Below are 22,314 nucleotides of genomic sequence, written 5' to 3'. Positions count from 1 at the left end.
CGGTTACATTCCGAACCCGGAAGCTAAGCCTCACAGCGCCGATGGTACTGCAGGGGGGACCCTGTGGGAGAGTAGGACGCCGCCGAACAAATTTTGAGAAAACCCCCGTACCGGATATTCGGTACGGGGGTTTTCTGCGTTCGGCTACCGTGGGCGAATGAGTAACACCAACTTCGAAATCCGACCCATACGCGCTGATGAGTGGCCGGCGGTGAAGGCGCTGCGGCTGCTCTCGCTACAGGATCCGGCCGCTCCTGTCGCCTTTCTGGAGACGTACGAGGATGCCCTCGCGCATCCTGATTCCTTCTGGCAGGAGCGGGCTGCTCGGTCTTCTGAGGGAGAGGGTTCGCTTCAGTTCGTCGCGGAGGCGGAGGACGGGGCCTGGGTCGGGTCGGTCGTCATGCTGATCGAGGCGGCCGGGACCACCGACTGGGCCGGTTTTCCGGTCGAGCGGAACCAGGGGCACATCGTCGGGGTGTTCGTGCGGCCCGAGTGGCGGGGTGGCGGGGTCACCAAGGCGCTCTTCGAGGCCGCCGTCGAGTGGGCGTGGGGGCGCGGGGTCGAGGCTGTGCGGCTCATCGTGCACGAGGACAATCCGCGGGCGCAGGGGTTCTACCGCAAGGCGGGGTTCGTGCCGAGCGGGAAGGTCGTACCGCTGGAGGGGCATGAGGGGGAGAACGAGCTGGAGTTCGTACTGGAGAAGGCGGAGTAGGGCTCAGACCGGGAGTTCGTCGTGGGGCCAGCGGGCCCTCGCCTGTTCGCGGGAGCGGAGCAGGGCCAGGGTCGGTAGGCCCCGGTCCGCGCCGGTGGCCAGTAGCTCCGGGAGCTGGGGAAGGGGAGCCACGGCGGCGACGTCGTCCAGGACGAGCGTCAGTGGTGGGTCGAGGCGACCGGAGGATGACCGTTCGGCCATGTGCCGGCCACGCTCGACCACGCTGGAGACGAGGGCCGTCAGGAGCGGCATCGCGCCCGGGTTGGTCCTGGGGTCCTCGATGGATTCCCCCACTACGAAAAGCGTGCCCCCTTCGTCGACGAAGGAATCCAAGGCAAGGGCATCAGTTCGGTTTGGAGTGCACGCCTCACGGACGTTGACCGTGAAGAGGGCGGCGAGCGCCCGGCCGGTCAATTCCTGGGCGATGTCCCGGCGTTCGGGGTGACCGGTGAGGGCCGCTTCGAGTTCGCCGGCCGAGCCCGCGGCCGCCTTGGGGCTGGTGCGGAGGATGCGGACCGCGTCCTGGATCTGGGTGCCCTGCGACCAGCGGTGGACGTGGCGGACGGTGCGGCCGTCCACGGCGGCGGCGTGCAGGTAGCTTCGCAGGAGCGTTTCGGCGGTGTCGCTGACCGCTTGGTCGAGCCGTGCGGTCGGGCGGACCGGCGTGAGGAGTGCGGCGGCTCTTGCCGCTGCCGTCTGCTTGTCCTCGCAGCCTGCCGTGGGGGACCAGTGGAGGCGGGCCGGGGTGTCGCAGAGGTGGGTGGGGTCGTAGAGGTGGACGGGGCCCAGTTTGGCTCGGGCGTCTTTGGTGTCCGACCAGATGGCAGGGTTCGAGGTGACGACGAGGACGGGACCTTCCGCGTCGCGCACCGCTTGGGTCGCGGTGGTCCGGCGACCGTCTTTCGGGGCCACGAAGACCTTTTCCCGCCCGCTCACTCCCACTGGCTCCACCCTGGGCGTCGGGACTTCGTGGTGCGTGACCGTCTCGACGACCGGCTCCGGGGCCGCGGATGGCTGTTCCACGGCTGACTGCCGCGTCTCGACCGCCTCGACCGGCGGTTGCTCCACGATCGGCGGTGCCGCCTTCCGGGCTCGCCGTACCGCCTTCCAGCGGGCCACCGTGCCCAGGACGAACACCGTGAGCACGACGATCACCATCAACTGGCCGATGAACAGGCCCCAGAACAGCCCGTACCCGGAGAGCTGCTCCGGCGGGGTCTCCGGCCAGGCGCCCGGCATGTCGTGGGGTCGGCCGATCAACTGGCGCATCGCCAACGGCGTACGGGTGAAGGTGACGCCGTCGGGCCAGTTGCCGTGGGCGAACAGGCCCGCGAGGCCTGTGGCCGACCAGACCATCAGGGTCATGCCGAGGAGGAAGGCGAGTATGCCGACCAACAGGCCGTCAGGGATGCCGCCTTGGCCTCCCTGGCCCTGCTGCCGGTGGCGGTCGTCCGGTCTCACCATTGCCCGCCTCCCGCCTACGCCACCGTCGACTCGGAGTCACCCATGTGCTGCTCCATGTGCTGTTCCATGAAGGCCGCCGCCCGCTCCTCCGCCTCCAGTTCGGCCGCGCGCAGGGCGTCGTCCGTGAGGTGGTCGCTGGAGGACTCGGTCATCGCGCGGTCGGTGAAGACCAGCGGGCGTTCGGTCTCGGTGATCAGGTGTTTGACCACCTGGACATTGCCGTTGACGTCCCAGACCGCGATGCCCGGGGTCAGGGACGGGATGATCTCCACCGCCCAGCGGGGGAGGCCGAGCACGCGGCCCGTGGATCTGGCCTCGTCGGCCTTCTGGGCGTAGATCGTTCGTGTCGACGCCATCTTCAGGATCGCCGCCGCCTCCTTCGCCGCCGCTCCGTCGACGACGTCGGACAGGTGGTGGACAACCGCGACGAAGGAGAGGCCCAGTCGGCGGCCGAACTTCAGCAGGCGCTGGAAGAGTTGGGCCACGAACGGGCTGTTGATGATGTGCCAGGCCTCCTCGACCAGGAAGATGCGCTTCTTCCGGTCGGGGCGGATCCAGGTGTGCTCCAGCCACACGCCGACGATCGCCATGAGGATGGGCATGGCGATGGAGTTGCGGTCGATGTGGGACAGGTCGAAGACGATGAGGGGCGCGTCGAGGTCGATGCCGACCGTGGTCGGGCCGTCGAACATGCCGCGCAGGTCACCGTCGACCAGACGGTCCAGGACCAGGGCCACGTCCAGACCCCAGGCCCGTACGTCCTCTATGTCGACGTTCATCGCCTCGGCCGACTCCGGCTCGGGGTGGCGTAGTTGCTCCACGATGTCCGTGAGGATCGGCTGGCGTTCGACGATCGTCTCGTTGACGTAGGCGTGCGCGACCTTCAGGGCGAAGCCGGAGCGTTCGTCGAGGCCGTGGCCCAGGGCGACTTCGATGATGGTCCGGAGCAGCGCGAGCTGGCCCGTGGTCGTGATCGCGGGGTCGAGGGGGTTGAGGCGGATACCCATGTCCAGGGCGGCCATCGGGTCCAGGCGGATGGGAGTTATCCCCAACTCCTGGGCGATGAGGTTCCATTCGCCGACGCCGTCCTCGCCCTGGGCGTCGAGGACGACGACCTGTCGGTCGCGGAAGCGCAACTGCCGTAGGACGTACGTCTTCTCCAGCGCCGACTTGCCGTTGCCGGACTCGCCGAGGACCAGCCAGTGAGGTGCCGGGAGTTGCTGGCCGTAGAGCTGGAAGGGGTCGTAGATGTAGCCCTTGCCGGAGTAGACCTCGCGGCCGATGATCACGCCCGAGTCGCCCAACCCCGGTGCGGCCGTGGGGAGGTAGACCGCCTGGGCCTGGCCGGTGGAGGTGCGGACGGGGAGGCGGGTTGTCTCGACCTTGCCGAAGAGGAAGGACGTGAAGGCGTCGGTGAGGACGGACAGCGGGTCCCGCATGAGCTCAGCCCCTACCTTCGGATGCCGGTGGCGAACGGGAGGGTGTTCACGAAGGCGCGGTGGTGCTCGCGGTCGCACCACTCCAGCTTCAGGTACGACTTTCCGGCCGAGGCCCGGATGGTCCGCTTGTCCCGGGCCAGGGCCTCGGGGGAGCGGGCGGAGACGGTGATGTAGCCGACGAGGTTGACGCCGGCCGCGCCGCTCGCGAGGTCCTCGCCGCGCTGGTCGAGGCGGTTGTGTGCGGCGATGTCGCGGGGGTCGACGGTCCGGTTCATCTTCGCGGCCCGGCTGGCTTCCGCCTCGTCGTTCGTCTTCTCCGTCAGCATGCGCTCGATGGCGACCTCGGTGGGTTCGAGGTCCATCGTCACGGCGACCGTGCGGATGACGTCCGGGGTGTGGACCAGGAGGGGCGCAAGGAAGTTGACGCCCACCGGGGTCATCGGCCACTCCTTCACCCAGGCGGTGGCGTGGCACCAGGGGGCGCGGGTGCTGGACTCCCGGGTCTTCGCCTGGAGGAACGTCGGTTCCATGGCGTCGAGTTCGGCCGGCCAGGCGTTGCGCTTGGTCATCGCCTGGATGTGGTCGATGGGGTGGTCCGGGTCGTACATGGAGTGGATGAGGGAGGCCAACCGGCCCTGGCCCAGGGGCTGTCGTACGCGGATGTCCGCTTCCTGGAGGCGGGAGCAGATGTCCGTCAGCTCGCGTGCCATGACGACCGCCAGGCCCGCGTCGCGGTCCAGTTTGCGGCCGGACTGGGGGCGGGCCGCGCGGGCCATCGCGTGGGCCTCGGCGGAGAGTTCGCGGGTGAAGTGCATGCAGGCGACGAGGTAGGCGCGGTGCTGTTCGCTGCTCGTCGAGACCATGGACTGGAGTTGGTCGTACGACTGTTGCAGCCAGGTCGGTGCCTTCTCGTCCCCGCGTACGGCGACGTCCTTGGCGTGGGCGTCGGGGTCGGCGGGGAGGGTGCGGGCGAGCATCTGGAGGCGGGTGACGAAGCCGTCTCCGTTGGCCACGTGCTTGAGGAGGGTGCCGAAGCGGTCGACGAGGGCTTCCTGGTCCTCGGAGTCGCGCAGGCCGACGCCGGGGCCCTCGATCTCGATGGCGGCGGTGACCGTGCGGCGGTCCGCGTGGAGGAGTACGGCGATCTCGTCGGGGCCGAAGGGGGCGGCGAGCCAGGTGATGCGGCCGATGCCGGGCGGCGGGCCGACCTCGACCTCCAGGCCGTCGGTCCTGGTGCCGGCCTCCATGACGCCGGAGCGGTAGGCGGTGCCCTGGCGCAGCGAGCGCTTGTAACTGCGGTTGATCTCGAACCACTTGTAGAACGTGCGGTGCTTGTAGGGCACGTAGACCGCCATCAGGGCGATCAGCGGGAAGCCCATCAGCAGGACGATGCGCAGCGCCAGGACGGGGACGAGGAGCCCGCACATCATGCCGAGGAACGCGCCCGCGATGATCAGCGCGATCTCGCCGGTCTCACGGTTGCGGCCGACGATCGCGTTCGGACGGGCGCGGCCGATGAGATAGGTACGGCGGGGTGTGACCGCGGGGGACATATGGGCTGCGTGGGAATCAGCCGTCAACGCCCGTCACCTCCTGTGCGGTTGTTGCGGTTGTTGCTGGCGTGCGGGGTGTTCACCGTGCTGCTCGAACGGGGCTGGGGTGCGGCGGAGGGGACAGATCCGCCGCTACCGCCGCCGTTGGGGGTGCGGGCGCTGTGGGCGGCCACGCCGCCGGAGGCCGGGTTGGAGGGGCGGGGGCTGTTGGATCCGCTGGATCCGCCGCCGTTGTTGTCGGCTCGGGTGCTGTGGGTCTTGATGCCCTGGGCGACGAGGGTCGCCGGAGAGCTGATGACCGCGGCCGCCTTGCCCTCCGCGCCCTGCATGATGCGGTTGTTGCGGGAGCCGGCGATCTCGTCGCCGAAGCCGGGGACGAATCTGTAGATCATCGCGGACGCGAAGATGGCGAGCAGGATGATGGCCAGGCCGGAGACGACCGCGGAGAAGGCGTCCGGGCCGTCGTCGGAGGACAGCGCGCCGGCGAGCCCCAGGACGATGACGATGACCGGCTTCACCAGGATCACCGCGATCATGATGCCCGCCCAGCGGCGGACGTGGGACCAGAGGTTCTTGTCGACCAGGCCCGCGTAGACGACAGTGCCGAGGAGGGCGCCGACGTAGAGGAGCGCGGCGCGGATGACGAGCTCCAGCCACAGGATGCCCGCGGCGAGGATCGACACGAGGGACACCACGATCAGCATGATCGGGCCGCCGCCGATGTCCTCGCCCTTCTCCAGGGCGCCGGAGAAGGTGCCGAAGAACGTGTCGGTCTGGTTGCCGGTGGCCTTCGCGAGGACGTCCGTGACGCCGTCTGTGGCCGATACGACGGTGTAGAGGATGAGGGGCGTGAAGGCCGAGGCCAGGACGGTGAGCCAGAGGAACCCGATCGCCTCGCTGATGGCGGTGGTGAGGGGGACGCCGCGCACGGCTCGCTTCGCGACGGCCAGGAGCCAGAGCAGGAGCGTCAGGATTGTCGACGCCGCGAAGACGACCGCGTACTGCTGGAGGAACTTGGGGTTCGTGAAGTCGACGTTCGCCGTGTCGTTGACGGCGGCGCTGAGCTTGTCGACGGTCCAGGCGGCGGCGTCGGCGCAGCCCTTGGCGAGGGAGGAGAGGGGGTCGAGGGTGCTGGTGGGGTCGAGGGTGGAGGATCCTCCGGAGCCGGTGGAGCCTTTGCCTCGTTCGCAGTACTTCTTGGCGGGGCCGGCGATGAGAGAGCAGGGGTCGTCGCTCTGCGTTGGCGTCGGGCTCGGCGTGGGTGCGGCGAAGGCACGCGTGGCCAGCAGCACGGCGGTTGCCTGAACTGCGGCTACCAAGCCAGTGAGCTTGAGTACGCGGTGCGGGCTATCGGGCATACGTGAAGCCTCCGAACTCCTCGACCGCCTTGCCGATCTCATCCGATCCGGACACGGGGTTGTCGCCTGTGACGGGGGTGGGGCCGGTCTTTTGGCTGGTCTCGAGTACCTTCCAGTCGCCACTGCTCCAGTTCAGCTTCATGGTCACGGTGAACCAGTTGCTGGTCACGGGGTTGGTCGAGCTCTCCCCGGTGAGGCCGAAGAGGCCGTTGCACCAGACCTCGACGGTGGCCGCGCTGGCACTGAAGGACGTGACCTTGGTGCCCGCCGGCAGTGTGCGGTTGACGAACGTGCTGCCCGCAGGCGCGCTGCCGTCCTCGTTGAGCCCGATCTTCTTCAGGAAATCCGCGGAATAGTCGGCGTCGAACCCGGACTGGAGTCGGTCGAGTGACGTCGGGGCGGCGACGGTCTGCACGATCTCGTGCCGCCGGGACGTGTTGAACATGCCGTCCGAGCCCAGCGCTACCGCGTAATTCGCCGCCGCGCTCTGGGCCCCCTGCGCGTCATGCGCGAACCCCGTCGCCACGGGCTTCGTGCCGCTCGCCGCCGTGCTCGCCACCTCCGGCTTGTCGCCCCCGCCGCCCCCGTTTGCCGAAGGGGAATCGTCTCCTCCTCGGTTCGCGAAAGCGATCGCGGCGATGAGGAGGACCACCACGCCGACGACCGTGACGAGGCTGCGTGATGACGAGCGGCCCCGGGGACGTGTACCGCGCGTACCGCCGTACACGTCGTCCGGAAGCCGTGTGCGGGTCTGGCCCGAGCCGCCGTAACCGCCGGAGGCCTCGTGTTCGTCCCCGAGACTCATTCCGCGCACGCCCCCTCGACGTCGTACGGAAACACGTAGGAGTACGACGGTAGCCGCGCTGGTTCCCGCGCGGGCGCGGTGTGGTGACTCGACATCAGGGAAACGCAACCTCAGCCGGTGGGCACGACGGGCGGGTGGGGTGTAGGGGACGAGGTGAGGGGGCCGGGCGTGCCCGGAGTCGTGCTAGACGGCCATGCCGTAGACGATGGTGAAGAGGGTGCCTAGGGAGCCGATAATGAAGACTCCGGTCAGGCCCGCGATGATGAGGCCCTTGCCTTGTTCCGCGCTGAACGTGTCGCGGAGGGCTGTCGCGCCGATGCGCTGCTTGGCGGCGCCCCAGATGGCGATGCCGAGGCAGAGCAGGATGGCGACCGCCATCACGACCTCGATCATGACCTTGGCCTCGTTGCCCAGGCTGCCGAAGGGGCCCCAGTCCGGAGCGATCCCGCCGATGATGGTGTTGATGTCTCCCTTGTCGGCCGCAAAGAGCATGTAAGTCACCGCCCCTGGTGGGTAGTTCCGCTTCCTCTGCGGGTGTGCAGAGTTCAGGCCTCATTGTCGCTGACGAATCCGCCGTCGTATGTCGACTTGACGTCATTGATTGGCGGGTTTCGTACGAATGCTTGTCTGGTACTCGTCCGGTCACTCTGTGTATCACGGCAGGTCACGCCGGGCAATGAGGCCGGAGCGGAACCTTCGTGTGGTTCCGTCGTTGACCTCTTCTTGCACCCGTGTTCTGTGGGTGAAGGCTATCCCCAGGGCAGCGGCTCGGGCCGCCGGTGCCACCACCAGCCCAGTTGCCGCTGTCGGGCCTCCGAGCCGAGGAGGAACCCGGCCAGTTCGGCTTCCTGGTCTTCCACGGTGAGCCGTGCGTAGGTGCTGTCCAGCCGGCGAAGGGCGTCGCGCAGCTCGGCTGCGATTGCCTCTGCTTCGGCTGCTTCAGCGGGGTGCGGCGCTACGTCTTCCAGGCCGTCCCGTGCTTCGAGGCGCTCCCGGTACAGGTCCGGCGGGCACCAGCCCGAACCGGCCCACCCCGATTCCATGTGGCTGACGAGCTTCTCCCAGGCTCCCAGGCGATCCGCGATCTGCCACTCCGTGCCACCGGGAGGCACGGAGTGCGCGCGAAGCCGTTCGTCGAAGCTGTCGGAGAGCGGAGTGGCGATCTTCAACTCCCTGACCACTTCCGGGATCCTCATGACTCTTGTGTCCGACAGCTGCGGCACCGGGGACTCGACGGCGTCGATGACGTAGACGGGTGTCTCCTCGTCATCCGATGCGTAGAGGCGCGCCCGCGTGAAGCGTCCCTCGGGGGTGGCCACCCAGTAGGCGCTCGGCAGATCCTCCTCGGCAGGGAAGAGGACCACGGTCCCGGTCGCGGCGGCGACCTGCTGAGACAGGGCTGATTCCGAGGGGGGATCGGTCACTGACTTCTGGGCGTAGATCTCCAGAGACTGCGTCAGGTCTCCGCGAAGCGCGCTGTATTCGCATGACACGGCGGCTTCCCAGTTGCGCCGGTCTGGGTTGCCGTGGGGGTCGGCGACGTCCACATCCTGGAGACCGACGTTGAAGGCCGATGCCAGGACGGCTGCGAGTCTGGACGGTTCCGCCTGGTGGGTGACCAGCAGGTTGTACATCATGGAGTGATCCCGTTGTAGATCTTCAAGGCCTTGTCGATGGCTTCAGGGTTCTCTGTGAACTTCGGGTCTCTGGTGAGGCGGGGGGCCGCCGACAAGTCGCCTCGCGCCCTGACGATTTCCTTGAGGGCTCCATACTCGATCCTGTTCAGGTTCACTATGTTCGGTCCGCTGTCGGGGAATACGGTTCCGTTGTCCTCGACTCCATACGTGCGGCCATTGATCTTGTAGCGCGACAGCTTCTTGACCCACTCTGCTCGTCCTGCCGCTATCCCCTCGATGTCCCGCGCCACCTCCTGCTCATGGCCGCGCATGATGACGCTGTTCCGCTCCTTGACCATGCCGCTGCCCGACCCCGAGACCGTGTGCCGGGAATTGGGGTAGCGCAGCTGCCTGCCCCTGGCCGGCCCGTCGATCTGGTCGCCGGCCTGCCATGGCCCCTTCCCCGGGGCTGGTTCCGATGGCCCCCCGCTGGACTCCGACGACCTGCCGTCGCTGCCGTCGACGCCCCCGTTCGAGGCCCCCACCCCCATCAGCACGAGCCCCGCCGTGCCGAGGAGCCCGGCGTTGAGGGCGGCCTCGGCCGTGAGGGCGCCGACCGTTCCGGCTCCGGCCAGGGCGAGGCCGCCGGGTGGGAACAGGGCAAGGAGGGAGAGCAGGAGGAGGGCGAAGCCGAGGTAGACCAGGAAGGTGTTCAGGGCGTCGAGGAGGTGGAGCGTGCGGATGGCTCTTCCGTCGGGGCCGGCGGTGCCCAGGGCGCGCCAGAGGAGGAGTACGCCCGTCGTCGCGGCGCCCAGTGCGGTTGCCGCGCGGAAGCGGTGGGTCGCCAGCACTTCGGCCAGCGGCTGGGTCGACGTCAGACGCCAGGTGCGTAAGAGGGTGGTGAGCTGGTAGGCGATCCAGGCCAGGGCCGCCATGCCGAAGCCCATCAGGATCTTCGGGCCCGAACCGGTGCTGAAGAACTCCTGGAGGCCGGCGGTGGAGGTGAACGAGCCGACGCCTAAGAAGAGGAGCGCGGGGAGCGCCAGCACGCAGGGGATCAGGAGCAGCCAACGGTCCCGGGGACGGCGGGACCGTCGCACGGTCTTCAGCCAGGCGCGGATGTCCAGGGACTGCCAGGCCTGCTGGTTGTCGGACGCGTCCATGCGGGTCGTGATTCCCGCGACCACCTGCCGTAGGTCCTCGGCGGCTTCGGTGGCATCGGTGGCCTTGGGTGGGGCCGACGCGGTCGCGTACAGCAGGGAGCGGCGCAGACGGACGTAGCGCAAGGTGAGCAGCAGGCTCCATGGGGGACGCCAGGCCGCGTAGCGCAGCAGGGCTCCCAGGCTGTCGCCTTCGGTGCGTTCGGAGGTGAGGAGTAGGTCGGGGGCACTGCGCTTGCCACGGTGGAGGTGGCGCAGGTCCACGGTCATGGCGATGGCGAGGCACAGCAGGGGCGCCGCCCATGCCTTGCCGTCCAGGGAGTCCAGCCACTGCTTGGCGCCGGTGGTGTTCTCCTGCACCGCGTAGTTGTTCAGGGTGTGGTGCGCGGCCGCCGCCAGGAGCGGGGGCGCCGACAGCAGGCGTATCCAGCCGTGTGCGCGCCAGAAGAGGCCGACGCCCAGGCCTGCCATGGCCGTCCACACCAGGTGCGTGAAGGTTTCCGTGGCTGTCGGGCCGCCCAGGTCGAGTTGGCTGAACGGTGCCGGGAGCCAGGACGTCAACACCTGCCCCAGGCTCGGCACATAGGGCGGGGACAGGCTGTCGGGGATGATCCAGCCGCCGTCGCGGGGCAGCGCCCGGTCCGCGTCCAGGCCGAAGCGGAGTACCGCTTCCAGCAGCCCGAACCCCGCGCCCAGGGCCGCGCCCACGACCACGAAGTCGGTCAGGCCCCACTGTCGGCGGACCTTCAGGCTCAGCCCGGCCAGCAGGAGTGGGGCGGCCTTGAGCAGCTCCTCCACCCAGGGGGCCACCGTGTAGCCCGTGGTGTTCACCACCGTCACCAGCGACTGGCCCGACTGCTCGGCGTAGATGCGGGTGTATGTGAGCTGTACTAACGCCGTTGCTACACCGGATCCGTAAGCACCTACGGCCAGCGCCAGCAGCACGGTCGACAGGCGTACCGAACGTGTCGGCCAGGAGATCGCGAACAGTTGCAATAGGCCCCAGATGGCGGCAACTGCCATCACCAACGTCACGCCAGGCCCCCCTGTTGGGCTGGATTGGCATCCGATTCGTGGCTGTGAACGCGATGCTAGGCAGCCAACTCCGGTGTGGCTAGGGGGACCAGGGAGCTAGGGGTGCCGATCGGGAGAATCAGTGATTGGCAGATATGTCTCAGGCCGATCCTCGCCCACCTGCGGTTTTCCCATCCTGGGGTGAGACAGATCTGCCAATTGCTGGCGCTGCGGTTGGCGTCGCGTCCGCTTACTCGGCCGTGAAGTGGTCGGCCGTGAAGTGGTCGAACTCGCCTGCCTGTACACCCAGTAGGAAGGCCTGCCACCTGAGCCTGTCTGTGGTGACGGTGGCGTCTGGGGTGTGGATGCGGACGGCTTCGTCCGTATGGGCGACATGGATCGTGGGGTGGGGGAGGGGCGGGGTGGTCTTGAGGGCGGTTAGGAAGGTGGCGAAGGTGGCCGGGGTGGCCGTGAGTATTGCCCCGGTGGGGTCGCTGCTTTCCGTTAGATGGACGGTGGTGGGGGTGGCGGCGACGTGGATGCAGGCCTCGCCTTCTCCGCAGTACGAGGACTTCTGCCAGGTGCTGGTGGGCATCTCGGTTCCTTTCACAGGTCCTGGGCGATGGCATGGATGAGGTTCCTGGACGCGTCGGGGGAGAGGGCGAGGGCTTCCATGCGTTCCAGAAGGACGCGGTATTTGTCGAGCTGTGACTCGGCGTCGATGAGTGCGGAGCCGTGGGACTGGTCGAGGTGCACGGTGTCGAGCTGCGGTACGGCACCGTGGGCATACAGGATCGACTGTCCTGATCCGGGATAGGCACCCGCCACGAACGGGATGACCTGGACGGTGACGTGCGGGCGGTCGCTCATGTCGAGGATGTGCTGGAGCTGCCGCTTGGTGACGGCGGGGCCGCCGAACTGCATGCGCAGGGCGGCTTCGTGGATGACCGCCTGATACGGCGTCGGGGCGTCGCTGAACAGCACGACCTGCCGCTTCACCCGAAAGGAGAGGCGGTGCTCGATGTCCGGGGGCGAGAGTTCCGGTACGACCTGACGGAAGACCTCGCGAGCGTGGTCGTGGATCTGGAGCAGGCCGGGGATGTGCGCGGTGATGCCGGCGCGCAGCCGTGTGGCGTAGTGCTCCATCTCGGCGAGGTCGATCAGCCCGCTGGGAAGGGTCTCGCGGTACTCCTCCCACCAACCCCGTGACCGGCCGGTGGTCATGTCGCTGAGCGCCTGGACGAGGGCCTGGTCTGGGCAGTCGTAGTGGCAGGCGAGCGTGTGTACGCGCTCGGCGCTCACTCCGGACCGTCCTGCCTCGATGTTGCTGATCAACGTCTGTTTGGAACCAAGCAGTTGACCGGCCTCGGTGGCGGTCAGGCCTGCACGCTCCCTGAGTTTGCGCAGCTCAGCGCCCAGACGGAGTTGGCGACCCGTCGGGTTGGTCCTCACGGGCTGGTTCTCCTCCTGTCACCCACATGAGTGGCGTGGAACGGATTTCCCGGGAAGCGGGTAATGCATTACATGGGCACCGCTACCTTACTTACTGGGCCCCACACCCAGAAGCACACCGTCCGACGGGACGGCATCGTCACTGGGCGCCACCCAACTCCCCTCACTGATCGGAGACTTCCAAATGGCCACCGTAACCCCGCCCTGGGCCTACACCCTCCACCTCCCGCACGATCCACACGCACCGGGGATCGCCCGCGCCACCCTCCGCAGCGTCCTCGCCGCACACGGCCTGTCCGACGTCGCCCCCGTCGCCGAACTCCTCGCCTCCGAACTGCTCACCAACGCCCACCTCCACACCCGAGGCCCCTACGCCCTCCGGCTGCGCGAGATGGAACCCGGGCGCCTGCGGGTCGCCGTATGGGACAACGACCCCCGCGTCCCACCTGGCTTCACCGGCGCCGACGACCTCGTACCCCCACCCGACCTCGAGAACGGCCGCGGCCTGCACCTCGTACGGGCGTTCGCGGACTCCGTCGGGGTCTCCGTGCTGCGGGAGCTCGGCGCCTCGAAGGGCGGGAAGCTGTTGTGGGCCGAGTGCCGGTGAGGCGTCTCCTTCGCTCGAACGGGTGAGCCCTGGGGATTGTCCCTGGTCAGCCCCGTCGCCGTACCTACCGTGATCGTGTTGCTTGTGCCTCGTGCACACCCGGCCCACACTTGAGGAGGAGATGCCACCTTGACGGCTCAGCCCGCATCCCTGAATGAACCTGGCCTGGACGAGGTTCTGTGGAATGCATGGAAAGCCGTGGAACTCCCCGAGGGCTACCGCGCTGAGATCTTCGAGGGAGCCATCGAGGTGTCGCCCACCGGTCGCCTGTCCCACGCTCACATTGTCAACTGCCTTCGCAACGCACTGGTGCGGTTCCTGGGGGAGGGGGAATACGCGGCGTTTCAGGCCGCCAACGTCATCCACCAGCGCAAGGGGTGGACTCCTGACCTCCTCATCGCCCCCGAAGACCTGGATGCGCACGGACACGAGGAAGAGCTGGGGGTGACCGCTTCCGCTGTCTCTCTCATCGTCGAGGTCGTCTCACCCGGCAAGCGCAACCAAGACCGTGACCGAGTCCGCAAGCGCCGCGAATACGCCCGTGCCGGAATCCCCGTGTACGTGATCATCGACGACTACGACAACAGCGGCACCGTGAGCATCCTGACCGCGCCCCTGCCCGAGCGTGCTCGGTACGAGGACGAGCACCGGGTGCCGTACGGGACCGATGCCCTCGTCCCCGAAGGGCCCGCCAAGGGGTTTGTCATCGGTGAGGACATCACGGGGCCCAAGCGGGCCTGACGCGATACCCGGAAACGGGCCGTGGCGCTCGGCCACGACCCGTTCGTATCGCTGGGGACGGATGTGCTCGGTCAGCCCGTGAAGGCGTCCACTCCCTCCGGGGTGCCCCAACCCGTCGGGCCGTCGTAGCCCGACTTCGCCGTGCAGTAGTAACTCGTCGAGCAGGTGCCGTTGTTGCCCGACGTCACGTCGTTCAGGGCGGACGTACCGGCCGCGTTGTAGGGGAACTGCGCGGGGTACGAGCTGCTCGACGGAGTGCCGGCCAGGGCGTACACGCCCGCGATGATCGGGGACGAGGCGCTGGTGCCGCCGAAGGTGTACCAGCCCGCCGTGATGCCGTAGGAGTCGTAGACGGAGACACCGGTCGCCGGGTCGGCGACCGCCGAGACGTCCGAGATCATGCGCTTGGTGCAGCCCGTGTCCGTCTGCCAGCTCGGCTTCGCGTCGTACGAGGAGCAGCCGGAGCCGGTTCCTTCCGTGCTGCTGGTCTTCCAGACCGTCTCCGACCAGCCGCGGGTCGTGGAGGAGGCCTCCGACAGGGCCGTGCCGCCCACGGACGTCACGTACTTCGACGCCGCCGGGTACTCCGCGCCGTAGCCGCTGTCGCCCGCGCTCACCGTGATGGCGACGCCCGGGTGGTTGAAGTAGGAGGAGTCGTAGCTCGTGTCGCTCGACGACTCGCTGCCGCCGTAGCTGTTGGACACGTACTTCGCGCCCAGGGTCACCGCCTCGTTGACGGCCGTGCCGAGGTTGGCCATGGTCGCCGACTTGGCCTCTACGAGGAGGATGTTGCAGTTCGGGCAGATGGCGGAGGCCATGTCGAGGTCGAGGGAGATCTCCTCGGCCCAGCCGGTGTCACTGGAGGGGAGGGAGGTGGTGGAGCCGGTCTGACTGACCTTCTTGAAGCAGCCGTTGGCGGTGGTGCAGGCCGAAAGGCCGTAGTAGGAGCGGTACTTCGCCAAGTCCGCTTCCGCGTTCGGGTCGTTGTACGCGTCGACGATCGCGATCGTCTCGCCGTCGCCGTTCGAGGAGGCCGCGTCCGTGAGGCCGTAGGCGTCCTGGAGGTCGGAGGGGCCGTAGCCGGAGGGGGTGGTGGCGTCGGCGGCCTTCGGGGTGATGCCGTCGGCCTTGGCCCGGGCCTTCTGGAAGGCGGTGATGCCGCCGGTGACGCGGAAGGAGTTGCAGGCGAGTTCGCCCGCCTTCTGGGGGGTGGAGCAGGGGGTGGCGGTCCAGGTGACCTTGGACGAGGCGGTCGCCGCGTCGGCGTGGGCCGCGGTGCCGAGTCCGGCGAGCGCGAGGGCCGCCGCGGCGGTGACCGCGGTGCCGAGGCGGTGCCATCTGCCGCGTACGGAAGGTCTCTTGGTCGTGCGCATCGTGCAGCCTCCTGAGAGTGGTGGAACAGGAGCGGTGCGGGTGCGTGCCGGCGGTGTGGTGTCCGCGGCTACGGGCGGCGGCCCGTCACGACAGTCCCTTGTTGAGTACGCGACAACAAGGGACGTCCTGGAATTCTGACTTCCGCCTTACCGAACCAGGCCCGGTCCTTACTCTCCGATGGCTGCTCAATGGGGTGCGTACGGCGGTCGCTTGACCGGATTCACAGGTGAACTGCCCGGCAGTTCCCGGCTGTTCAGCTCTTGCCGCACTTCGGGTAGCTCGCGCCCTGCGCGCACCGGCCGTAGACGCCGCTGCTGACGTCGACCTCTTCCTCGTCGCCGCTCTTCGTGCGGACCGTCAGCTCGTACTCGGTGTGGCAGCTGCGGGACTTCTTCGTGCCCTTCTTCTTCGTCTTGCACTCGTAGTCGGTGTCCTTGCCGACGACGGTGCCGCTGACGTTCTTCGAGTCGCTGCCGCAGGCGGTCAGCGGTGCGGCCAGTGCGGCGACGGTGAGCAGGGTGACGAGCGTGCGCTTCATGTGTTTTCCCCCGGTAGTGGCGTGTGTTCGGGTGTGATGATGGCAGAACGGGCCGCGGCTGGATGCCGCGGCCCGTTCTCATCCTCGCCGCCCAGGGGACCCCACGTCCCCTGCCCGCGGGCGGCTTCCCCGTGACCCGACGGGGAGGTCTCTCAACTGCCTGTGGATCAGCCGGTGAAGGCGGACGTGCCGGACGGGGTGCCGAGGCCGGTCGGGCCGTCGTAGCCCGTGCGGGCGGTGCAGTAGTAGGCCGTGGTGCAGGAGCCGTTGCTGCCGGACGTCACGTCGTTGAGGGCCGACGAGTTCTCGTAGGGGTACTCGGCCGGGTAGTCGCTGCTGCCCGGGGTGCCGGCGAGGGCGTAGACGGACGCGATGATCGGGGCCGAGGCGCTGGTGCCGCCGTAGGTGTTCCAGCCGGTGCCGTCGGAGCCGTAGGAGTCGTAGACGGAGACGCCCGTGGCCGGGTCGGCGACCGCGGAGACGTCCGAGATCATGCGCTTGGTGCAGCTGCTGTCGGTCTGCCAGGACGGCTTCGCGTCGTACGAGGAGCAGCCGGAGCCCGTTCCCTCGGTGCTGCTGGTGTTCCAGACCGATTCCGTCCAGCCGCGGCTGTTCGACGACGTGGAGAGCTTGGTGCCGCCCACGGACGTCACGTACTTGGAGGCGGCCGGGTACTCGGCGCCGTACCCCTCGTCACCGGCGCTCACCGTGATGGCGACGCCCGGGTGGTTGAAGTAGGAGGAGTCGTACGACGTGTCGCTCGACGACTCGCTGCCGCCGTAGCTGTTGGACACGAACTTCGCGCCCAGCTTGACCGCCTCGTTCACGGCCGTGCCCAGGTTGGCCATGCTCGACGACTTCGCCTCCACCAGCAGGATGTTGGCGTTCGGGGCGATGGCGGAGACCATGTCGAGGTCGAGGGAGATCTCGCCCGCCCAGCCGCTGTCGGCGGTGGGGAGGGAGGTCGTGGAGCCGGTCTGGCTGACCTTCTTGAAGCAGCCGTTGGCGGTGGTGCAGGCGGACAGGCCGTAGTACGAGCGGTAAGTCGCCAGGTCTGCCTCGGCGTTGGGGTCGTCGTACGCGTCGACGATCGCGATGGTCTCGCCGGAGCCGTCGGAGGCGGAGGCGTCGGTGAGGCCGTAGGCGTCCTGGAGGTCGGACGGGCCGTAGCCGGTGGGGGTGGCGGAGGAGGCGTCCGGCTTGACGGTCTTGGGCGTGACGCCCTTCAGCGCGGCCTGCTTCTCCATGTAGGCGGTGGTGCCGCCGGTGACACGGAGGGCGTTGCAGGCGGCGTAGCCCTTCTTCGGGGTCGCGGCGCACGAACTCTCGTACTGCACATGGGCCTTGGCGACCTGCGCTGCGATGCTCTTCGCGCTCGCCTTGTACGGCGTGTAGGTGTCGGCCTGTGCCTGGGCGGCGGTGCCGAAGCCGGCGAGGAGGAGGGCGGTGGCGGCCGCGGCGGCGGAGCCCGCCTTGCGCCATCTGCCGGATATGTGGGGGGTGTTGGGCGTACGCAACGTACAGCCTCCTGTAAGTGGGGTTGCAGAGGCCTGCGGTGGGGGGACCACCGGTGAGGTTCCCGGTGGGGGCGGCGACCCGCGTAGACCATCCCCTTGTTGAGTACGTGACAACAAGACGGGCGGCGGAATCCTGACTTCCGCAATACCGAAGGGTGTTGGGGGCTTACTGATCAATGGCGGCGCGATGGGCCGGGGATGGCAACGGCTTGACCATCTACACGCGTTGCGCACAACTGCTGGAGGGGTGGCTGGGTGTGGAGGGGTGGCTGGGCTCGGAGGGGTGGTAGGGCCTGGAGGGGCGGCCGGGCTCGAGGCTCGCGCGTGTTTGGGGGTGCGTGCGTTCGGGGTCTACCTGGGCTTGAGGCCGTGCAGGAGCAGGTGGACCAGCTGGGGGATGCCGTCGAGGGCGAACTCCGGGTCGACCCGCTCGCTCGCGGCGAAGGTGGCGACGCCGTGCAGGGTGGCGCCCACGAGGTGGGTGAGCCGGCCGGGGTCGCCCTCGATGATCTCCCCGCGCTTCTGGGCGTCCGCGATGAGCCGCTCCAGCGCCCCGACCGTGCGGTCGACGGCCGTGGCCATCTCCTCGGAGGCCTCGGGGTCGTGCTTGCGGGCGAACATCAGCTCAAGCAGCTCGGCGTTCTCGGTGGCGAAACCGAGATAGCCCCGGGCGAGGGCGACGAGCCGGGGTTCGAGGGGGAGGGAGGGGTCGTCGGCGTCGGCGAGGACCTGGACCAGGCGGTCGTAGCCGTCGAGCGCGAGGGCGTTGAGCAGGGCCTGCTTGTCCTTGAAGTGACGACCCGGGGCGGCGTGACTGACGCCGATGTCACGGGCCAGCTCTCGCAGGGACAGAGCGGCGACGCCCTTCTCCAGCAGGGTGTGCTCGGCGCTCGCGAGCAGGGCGGCGCGGAGATCTCCGTGGTGGTAGGGGCGGGCTTCGCGGGTGTTCTCGTGAGAGCTCGCGCGGCTCTGGGACTTCTCGGACTGCATGGGGGCCATCGTATCCGCATGTAGGCGGCGTCACCATTGTTGTCATTGACAGCATTGTTGGCGGCGTCTACATTGAGGTCATGGCTACTGACAAGTGGAACGTGACCGATCTCCCCGACCTGAGCGGCCGTACCGCCGTGATCACGGGAGCCAACAGCGGCCTCGGCCTGCGGACGGCGGAAGGGCTGGCCGGGGCGGGCGCGCACGTGGTGTTCGCCGTCCGGGACGTCGAGCGCGGCCGGGCAGCGGCGGCGACGGTGAACGGCAGCACGGAGGTACGCCGGCTCGACCTGGCCGACCTCTCCTCGATACGGGAGTTCGCGGCGGCCTGGGAAGGCGACCTGCACCTGCTGCTCAACAACGCGGGCGTGATGATGCTCCCGGAGCAGCGCACCCGCGACGGCTTCGAGATGCAGTTCGGCACCAACCACCTCGGCCACTTCGCCCTGACGAACCTCCTCCTGCCGCACATCACCGACCGGGTGGTCACCGTCTCCTCCGGCCTGCACCGAGGCGGCACGGGCCGGATCGACTTCGACGACCTGAACGGCACGGCCAACTACAGCCCCACCGCCGCCTACGCCCAGTCCAAGCTCGCCAACCTCCTCTTCACCCTCGAACTCCAGCGCCGCCTCACGGAGTCGGGCTCCCGCGTCCGCGCCACGGCCGCACACCCCGGGTACGCCGCCACCAACCTCCAGAGCCACGCGGCGAGCCCGGTCTCCCGCCTCTTCATGAAGCTCGGCAACCGCTTCATGGCCCAGGACGACAAGGCAGGCGCCCTCCCGACCTTGTACGCGGCGACCCAGGACCTCCCCGGCGCGAGCTACGTCGGCCCGGACCGCTTCCAGGAGATGCGCGGCGCCCCGACCCTGGTGGGCCGGAGCGCGGCGGCGAGCGACCCGGAGGCGGCGCGGCGGCTGTGGACGGTGTCGGAGGAACTGACGGGGACGAGGTTTCCGCTGGGGACGGGGGTGCGGTCCTGACGGGGTACTACCCGGCGCGGCCCGTGAGGTGTGCGAAGACGACCACGTGAGCTGACGGTGTCCTGATGCTCCTCTCACCTTTGTCGGTCACAGTGGTCCCTGATGAAGCACATGCCCCTGTATGTCGCCCTCGTGCTCCTCGCCGTCACCTCCGCCTCCGAGGCGGCCGCCGACGACGGACCAGGCCCCTTCGGCGTCACCGTCACCGCCCCCGCGACCCCGGAGACCGCGAGGGTCGGGGCGTTGTTCGCCGGCGGGGAGCACTTCTGCACCGCGTCCGTCGTGGACAGTCCGCACCGCGACCTCATCGTGACCGCGGCGCACTGTCTGGACGGGGGCAGCGGCGAGCTGACCTTCGTGCCGGGGTACCGGAACGGCCGTGCCCCGTACGGCGGATGGCGGGTCACCCGGAGTTACCTCCCCGACGGGTGGGACGAGGACAGCGACGTGGCGTTCGCCACCGTGGCCGGGCAACGCGGCGCGCACCTCCAGGACCTCGTCGGCGGGAACCGATTCAGCCCCGGCACCGCCACCGGTGCCACCGCCGTGACCGTCACGGGGTACCCGGCCGCCCGGGAGACGCCCCTCCGCTGCACCGACAAGCCGGTCGCGCACAGCCGTACCCAACAACGCGTCGCGTGCCCCGACTTCAGCGGCGGGACCAGCGGCAGCCCCTGGGTGAACGGGGACGGGGACGTCGTGGGTGTCCTGGGCGGGCATGAGCAGGGCGGGGCCACCGCCGACGTCTCGTACAGCGTCGTACTCGGGGCGAAGGCGGCGGAGTTGTACCGGGAAGCGGCCAACTGATCCCTGTGGCGGGCACGCCCGGGTGCACCGCCCCAGTCGCCCTCCCCTCGGCTGCGGGCCGACGCACGCGGTGTCGTACCGGACCGTCCACGAGGACATCGACGTCGCCGTACCGCGGGATCTCCGGGCCGCGAGGGCGGCGGGCTCGGTACCGGCCGCGCACGGGGCGCCCGTGGCGCCGGCGCCGCCCCCATCGACCACGAGTCCATCGGTTGCCACGGATTCCAGGTGGGAAGCTCCTAGACTGACGCGGGCGGAGTCCGGGGCAGTGAGGGGCGGTTGACGGTGCGTAAGGCATGGATCGTGGGGGGTGCCGTCCTCGGGGCGGGGCTCAGCTTCGTGATGCTGCTCGTCGTCGGGGTGTATGTGGTGGCCGGGAACCTTGCCAATGGGGTCGGCGGGGCCACCAAGGCGTTGGCCAAGGGGGCGGTGCCCGCCGCCTATCAGGCGCTCGTGCAGAAGTGGGGGAATCTGTGCCCCGCGCTCAATCCCGCGCTGCTCGCCGCGCAGCTGTACCAGGAGAGCGGGTTCAATCCGAACGCCAAGAGTCCGGCGGCCGCGCAGGGGATAGCGCAGTTCATCCCGGGGACCTGGGCCACGCACGGGATCGACGGCGACGGCGACGGGGACCGTGACGTATGGGATCCGAATGACGCGATTCCGTCGGCCGCGAAGTACGACTGCACGCTCGCCTCGTATGTGAAGGACGTGCCCGGGGATGCGACCAGCAACATGCTCGCGTCCTACAACGCGGGGGCGTACGCGGTGATCAAGTACGGGGGCGTGCCGCCGTACAAGGAGACCCAGAACTATGTGAAGACGATCACCACCCTGGAGGACAGCTTCGCCGCTCCCGTCGGGCGGGTGGATCCGAGCAAGCAGGCCGCCGCGGCCATCTCCTACGCGCAGAACAAGCTCGGCACGCCGTATCTCTGGGGCGGTGACGGCACTGCTCAGGACGGTGGGCGGTTCGACTGCTCGGGGCTGACGAAGGCCGCGTACGAGAGTGTCGGGGTGACCTTGCCGCGCGTCGCCAACGACCAGTGGAACGCGGGGCCGCATCCGGCCAGGGACGAACTGCTCCCCGGCGATCTCGTCTTCTTCTCGGACGACCTCACCAATTCCCGCGCCATCCGGCATGTGGGGATTTATGTCGGCGGCGGATACATGATCGACGCCCCGAGAACGGGTGCTGTGATCCGGTTCGACCCGATCGACACCCCCGATTACTTCGGGGCCACCCGGGTCACCGAAGATGGCGCGAAAGCGCTCCCCACGACCGTTTGAACAGCCTGTGAACCTACCCCCTGAGCTGCAGTGATGTGTCTCTCTTCGATAACGTCTGAGTGATCATTCAGTGGAGTGTGGAACGTATTAACGGGGACCGTGCGTTCCTGTTGTCGTAGCCGAACGCACATCGGATCTACATCCACGGGGGCCAAGTACGCCGACGAAGGGGCCACAGCACCATGGCTGGACTCGCCGCATCCGGGTCGAACCCCGACGTCGACCTGCTCTACGACATCAACGGCCTCGCCAAGGACGCGCCCGCGTGGTTCGACCGGGTCATGGAGTACGTCGGTGAGTACGGCATCCTCCTCGCCACCGTTCTGCTCGTGCTGTGGTGCTGGCTGTCCGTGCGCAAGCGGGGCGGCGAGGACGCGCCCGCCTCCGTGGCCGCGCTGGTGTGGGCGCCGCTCGCCGCCTCGGTCGCGGTGCTGATCAACGTGCCGATACGGGGTTTCGTGGAGCGGCCCCGGCCGTTCCTCCAGCACGAGGGGCTCGATGTCCTGGTCTCCGGCAAGACCGACTACTCCTTCGTGAGCGACCACGCGACGATCACCATGGCGATGGCGGTCGGACTGTTCGTCGCCAACCGGAAGTTCGGCGTCTTCGGCATCCTGCTGGCGCTGTTCGAAGGCTTCTGCCGCGTCTACATGGGCGTGCACTACCCGACCGACGTCGTGGGCGGCTTCGCCCTCGGCACCGCCGTCGCGCTGCTGCTGTCCCCGCTGGCCATGGCCCTGCTCACGCCGCTCATGAAGGCGATCGAGCGGTCACCGCGGGCCGGGTGGCTGATCCGGGCACGCGGGACGTCGTACGACGGTCAGGGCGCCGTCGTACCCGGCGCCCGGAAGGAAGCGGGCGCCGAGGAACGGGACCTGGCGGCCTGAAGCGGCC

Annotated in this window: 21 protein-coding genes and 1 rRNA gene; 8 read left to right on the top strand and 14 right to left on the bottom strand. The window is 68.7% G+C overall.

Features of this window, described 5'->3' with window-relative positions; translation table 11 throughout:
- Positions 1–88 (top strand): 5S ribosomal RNA (gene rrf / locus ABZ928_RS48945); the annotation flags it as partial.
- 69 nt (positions 89–157) lie between these two features.
- On the top strand, positions 158–712 hold the full coding sequence (locus ABZ928_RS48940) for a GNAT family N-acetyltransferase (protein ID WP_361535235.1): 555 nt from the start codon (positions 158–160) through the stop codon (positions 710–712).
- Positions 713–715: 3 nt separating this feature from the next.
- Here the strand turns inward: ABZ928_RS48940 and ABZ928_RS48935 are convergent, their stop codons facing one another.
- The 10 genes from ABZ928_RS48935 to ABZ928_RS48890 form a co-directional block, all read right to left on the bottom strand.
- Positions 716–2,173, bottom strand: a complete 1,458-nt coding sequence (locus tag ABZ928_RS48935) for a type VI secretion protein (protein WP_361535262.1) — start codon at positions 2,171–2,173, stop codon at positions 716–718.
- A gap of 17 nt (positions 2,174–2,190) precedes the next feature.
- Positions 2,191–3,615: an ATP-binding protein gene (locus ABZ928_RS48930; protein ID WP_361535232.1), complete on the bottom strand. Its 1,425-nt coding sequence runs from the start codon at positions 3,613–3,615 to the stop codon at positions 2,191–2,193.
- An 11-nt stretch (positions 3,616–3,626) separates the two neighbouring features.
- On the bottom strand, positions 3,627–5,168 hold the full coding sequence (locus ABZ928_RS48925; RefSeq protein WP_361535229.1) for an SCO6880 family protein: 1,542 nt from the start codon (positions 5,166–5,168) through the stop codon (positions 3,627–3,629).
- A 23-nt stretch (positions 5,169–5,191) separates the two neighbouring features.
- Positions 5,192–6,526, bottom strand: a complete 1,335-nt coding sequence (locus ABZ928_RS48920; RefSeq protein ID WP_361535226.1) for a hypothetical protein — start codon at positions 6,524–6,526, stop codon at positions 5,192–5,194.
- On the bottom strand, positions 6,516–7,331 hold the full coding sequence (locus ABZ928_RS48915) for a hypothetical protein (protein ID WP_361535223.1): 816 nt from the start codon (positions 7,329–7,331) through the stop codon (positions 6,516–6,518). Before ABZ928_RS48915 ends, ABZ928_RS48920 begins: the two co-directional genes overlap by 11 nt.
- A gap of 183 nt (positions 7,332–7,514) precedes the next feature.
- Positions 7,515–7,823 (bottom strand): hypothetical protein, encoded by a 309-nt coding sequence (locus ABZ928_RS48910; RefSeq protein ID WP_003991275.1) that lies wholly within the window; start codon positions 7,821–7,823, stop codon positions 7,515–7,517.
- Positions 7,824–8,080: 257 nt separating this feature from the next.
- Positions 8,081–8,968: a hypothetical protein gene (locus tag ABZ928_RS48905; protein WP_361535220.1), complete on the bottom strand. Its 888-nt coding sequence runs from the start codon at positions 8,966–8,968 to the stop codon at positions 8,081–8,083.
- Positions 8,965–11,142 carry a PrsW family glutamic-type intramembrane protease gene (locus ABZ928_RS48900; RefSeq protein ID WP_361535217.1) on the bottom strand — a complete coding sequence of 726 codons (2,178 nt, stop codon included), beginning with the start codon at positions 11,140–11,142 and terminating at the stop codon, positions 8,965–8,967. The genes ABZ928_RS48905 and ABZ928_RS48900 overlap by 4 nt, the downstream gene beginning before the upstream one ends.
- 229 nt (positions 11,143–11,371) lie before the next feature.
- Positions 11,372–11,716 carry a DUF397 domain-containing protein gene (locus ABZ928_RS48895; protein ID WP_361535214.1) on the bottom strand — a complete coding sequence of 115 codons (345 nt, stop codon included), beginning with the start codon at positions 11,714–11,716 and terminating at the stop codon, positions 11,372–11,374.
- Positions 11,717–11,727: 11 nt separating this feature from the next.
- Positions 11,728–12,573, bottom strand: coding sequence for a helix-turn-helix transcriptional regulator (locus ABZ928_RS48890; RefSeq protein ID WP_361535211.1), 846 nt, complete (start codon positions 12,571–12,573; stop codon positions 11,728–11,730).
- Between the two features lie 184 nt (positions 12,574–12,757).
- On the opposite strand from ABZ928_RS48890, the gene ABZ928_RS48885 reads away from it, so the two are divergent.
- Together ABZ928_RS48885 and ABZ928_RS48880 are read left to right on the top strand one after the other, a co-directional pair.
- The gene (locus tag ABZ928_RS48885) at positions 12,758–13,180 is read left to right on the top strand and encodes an ATP-binding protein (RefSeq protein ID WP_361535208.1); all 423 of its coding nucleotides are present in this window, start codon (positions 12,758–12,760) and stop codon (positions 13,178–13,180) included.
- A 198-nt stretch (positions 13,181–13,378) separates the two neighbouring features.
- Positions 13,379–13,921: a Uma2 family endonuclease gene (locus tag ABZ928_RS48880; protein WP_361535205.1), complete on the top strand. Its 543-nt coding sequence runs from the start codon at positions 13,379–13,381 to the stop codon at positions 13,919–13,921.
- A gap of 71 nt (positions 13,922–13,992) precedes the next feature.
- Here the strand turns inward: ABZ928_RS48880 and ABZ928_RS48875 are convergent, their stop codons facing one another.
- From ABZ928_RS48875 to ABZ928_RS48860, 4 genes are all read right to left on the bottom strand, one after another.
- On the bottom strand, positions 13,993–15,294 hold the full coding sequence (locus ABZ928_RS48875) for a S53 family peptidase (protein WP_361535202.1): 1,302 nt from the start codon (positions 15,292–15,294) through the stop codon (positions 13,993–13,995).
- Positions 15,295–15,548: 254 nt separating this feature from the next.
- Positions 15,549–15,833 (bottom strand): hypothetical protein, encoded by a 285-nt coding sequence (locus ABZ928_RS48870; protein WP_361535199.1) that lies wholly within the window; start codon positions 15,831–15,833, stop codon positions 15,549–15,551.
- Positions 15,834–16,000: 167 nt separating this feature from the next.
- Positions 16,001–17,350 carry a S53 family peptidase gene (locus ABZ928_RS48865; RefSeq protein WP_361535196.1) on the bottom strand — a complete coding sequence of 450 codons (1,350 nt, stop codon included), beginning with the start codon at positions 17,348–17,350 and terminating at the stop codon, positions 16,001–16,003.
- A gap of 351 nt (positions 17,351–17,701) precedes the next feature.
- Positions 17,702–18,340, bottom strand: a complete 639-nt coding sequence (locus ABZ928_RS48860; RefSeq protein ID WP_361535194.1) for a TetR/AcrR family transcriptional regulator — start codon at positions 18,338–18,340, stop codon at positions 17,702–17,704.
- A gap of 80 nt (positions 18,341–18,420) precedes the next feature.
- Here ABZ928_RS48860 and ABZ928_RS48855 point away from each other — a divergent pair, with 80 nt between their 5' ends.
- The 4 genes from ABZ928_RS48855 (at position 18,421) to ABZ928_RS48840 (ending at position 22,307) form a co-directional block, all read left to right on the top strand.
- On the top strand, positions 18,421–19,326 hold the full coding sequence (locus ABZ928_RS48855; protein WP_361535192.1) for an oxidoreductase: 906 nt from the start codon (positions 18,421–18,423) through the stop codon (positions 19,324–19,326).
- Positions 19,327–19,428: 102 nt separating this feature from the next.
- On the top strand, positions 19,429–20,133 hold the full coding sequence (locus ABZ928_RS48850; protein ID WP_361535190.1) for a trypsin-like peptidase domain-containing protein: 705 nt from the start codon (positions 19,429–19,431) through the stop codon (positions 20,131–20,133).
- Positions 20,134–20,412: 279 nt separating this feature from the next.
- Positions 20,413–21,420 (top strand): bifunctional lytic transglycosylase/C40 family peptidase, encoded by a 1,008-nt coding sequence (locus ABZ928_RS48845; protein WP_361535187.1) that lies wholly within the window; start codon positions 20,413–20,415, stop codon positions 21,418–21,420.
- 182 nt (positions 21,421–21,602) lie between these two features.
- Positions 21,603–22,307 (top strand): phosphatase PAP2 family protein, encoded by a 705-nt coding sequence (locus tag ABZ928_RS48840; RefSeq protein ID WP_361535184.1) that lies wholly within the window; start codon positions 21,603–21,605, stop codon positions 22,305–22,307.
- Positions 22,308–22,314 lie beyond the last annotated feature (7 nt).

The sequence above is a fragment of the Streptomyces sp. NPDC046909 genome (genome assembly GCF_040644695.1).
In the GTDB taxonomy this organism is placed as follows: Bacteria; Actinomycetota; Actinomycetes; order Streptomycetales; family Streptomycetaceae; genus Streptomyces.
Note: the sequence above shows the minus strand (reverse complement) of the source record. Positions and strands in the feature narration are given on the sequence as shown.

Excerpts from the sequence above, each read along its gene's own strand:
- ABZ928_RS48885 (WP_361535208.1), top strand. The coding sequence starts at position 12,758 with ATGGCCACCGTAACCCCGCCCTGGGCCTACACCCTCCACCTCCCGCAC.
- ABZ928_RS48905 (WP_361535220.1), bottom strand. The coding sequence starts at position 8,968 with ATGATGTACAACCTGCTGGTCACCCACCAGGCGGAACCGTCCAGACTC.
- ABZ928_RS48915 (WP_361535223.1), bottom strand. The coding sequence starts at position 7,331 with ATGAGTCTCGGGGACGAACACGAGGCCTCCGGCGGTTACGGCGGCTCG.
- ABZ928_RS48875 (WP_361535202.1), bottom strand. The coding sequence starts at position 15,294 with ATGCGCACGACCAAGAGACCTTCCGTACGCGGCAGATGGCACCGCCTC.
- ABZ928_RS48860 (WP_361535194.1), bottom strand. The coding sequence starts at position 18,340 with ATGCAGTCCGAGAAGTCCCAGAGCCGCGCGAGCTCTCACGAGAACACC.
- ABZ928_RS48870 (WP_361535199.1), bottom strand. The coding sequence starts at position 15,833 with ATGAAGCGCACGCTCGTCACCCTGCTCACCGTCGCCGCACTGGCCGCA.
- ABZ928_RS48895 (WP_361535214.1), bottom strand. The coding sequence starts at position 11,716 with ATGCCCACCAGCACCTGGCAGAAGTCCTCGTACTGCGGAGAAGGCGAG.
- ABZ928_RS48940 (WP_361535235.1), top strand. The coding sequence starts at position 158 with ATGAGTAACACCAACTTCGAAATCCGACCCATACGCGCTGATGAGTGG.
- ABZ928_RS48855 (WP_361535192.1), top strand. The coding sequence starts at position 18,421 with ATGGCTACTGACAAGTGGAACGTGACCGATCTCCCCGACCTGAGCGGC.
- ABZ928_RS48930 (WP_361535232.1), bottom strand. The coding sequence starts at position 3,615 with ATGCGGGACCCGCTGTCCGTCCTCACCGACGCCTTCACGTCCTTCCTC.
- ABZ928_RS48925 (WP_361535229.1), bottom strand. The coding sequence starts at position 5,168 with ATGTCCCCCGCGGTCACACCCCGCCGTACCTATCTCATCGGCCGCGCC.
- ABZ928_RS48910 (WP_003991275.1), bottom strand. The coding sequence starts at position 7,823 with ATGCTCTTTGCGGCCGACAAGGGAGACATCAACACCATCATCGGCGGG.
- ABZ928_RS48840 (WP_361535184.1), top strand. The coding sequence starts at position 21,603 with ATGGCTGGACTCGCCGCATCCGGGTCGAACCCCGACGTCGACCTGCTC.
- ABZ928_RS48850 (WP_361535190.1), top strand. The coding sequence starts at position 19,429 with ATGAAGCACATGCCCCTGTATGTCGCCCTCGTGCTCCTCGCCGTCACC.
- ABZ928_RS48920 (WP_361535226.1), bottom strand. The coding sequence starts at position 6,526 with ATGCCCGATAGCCCGCACCGCGTACTCAAGCTCACTGGCTTGGTAGCC.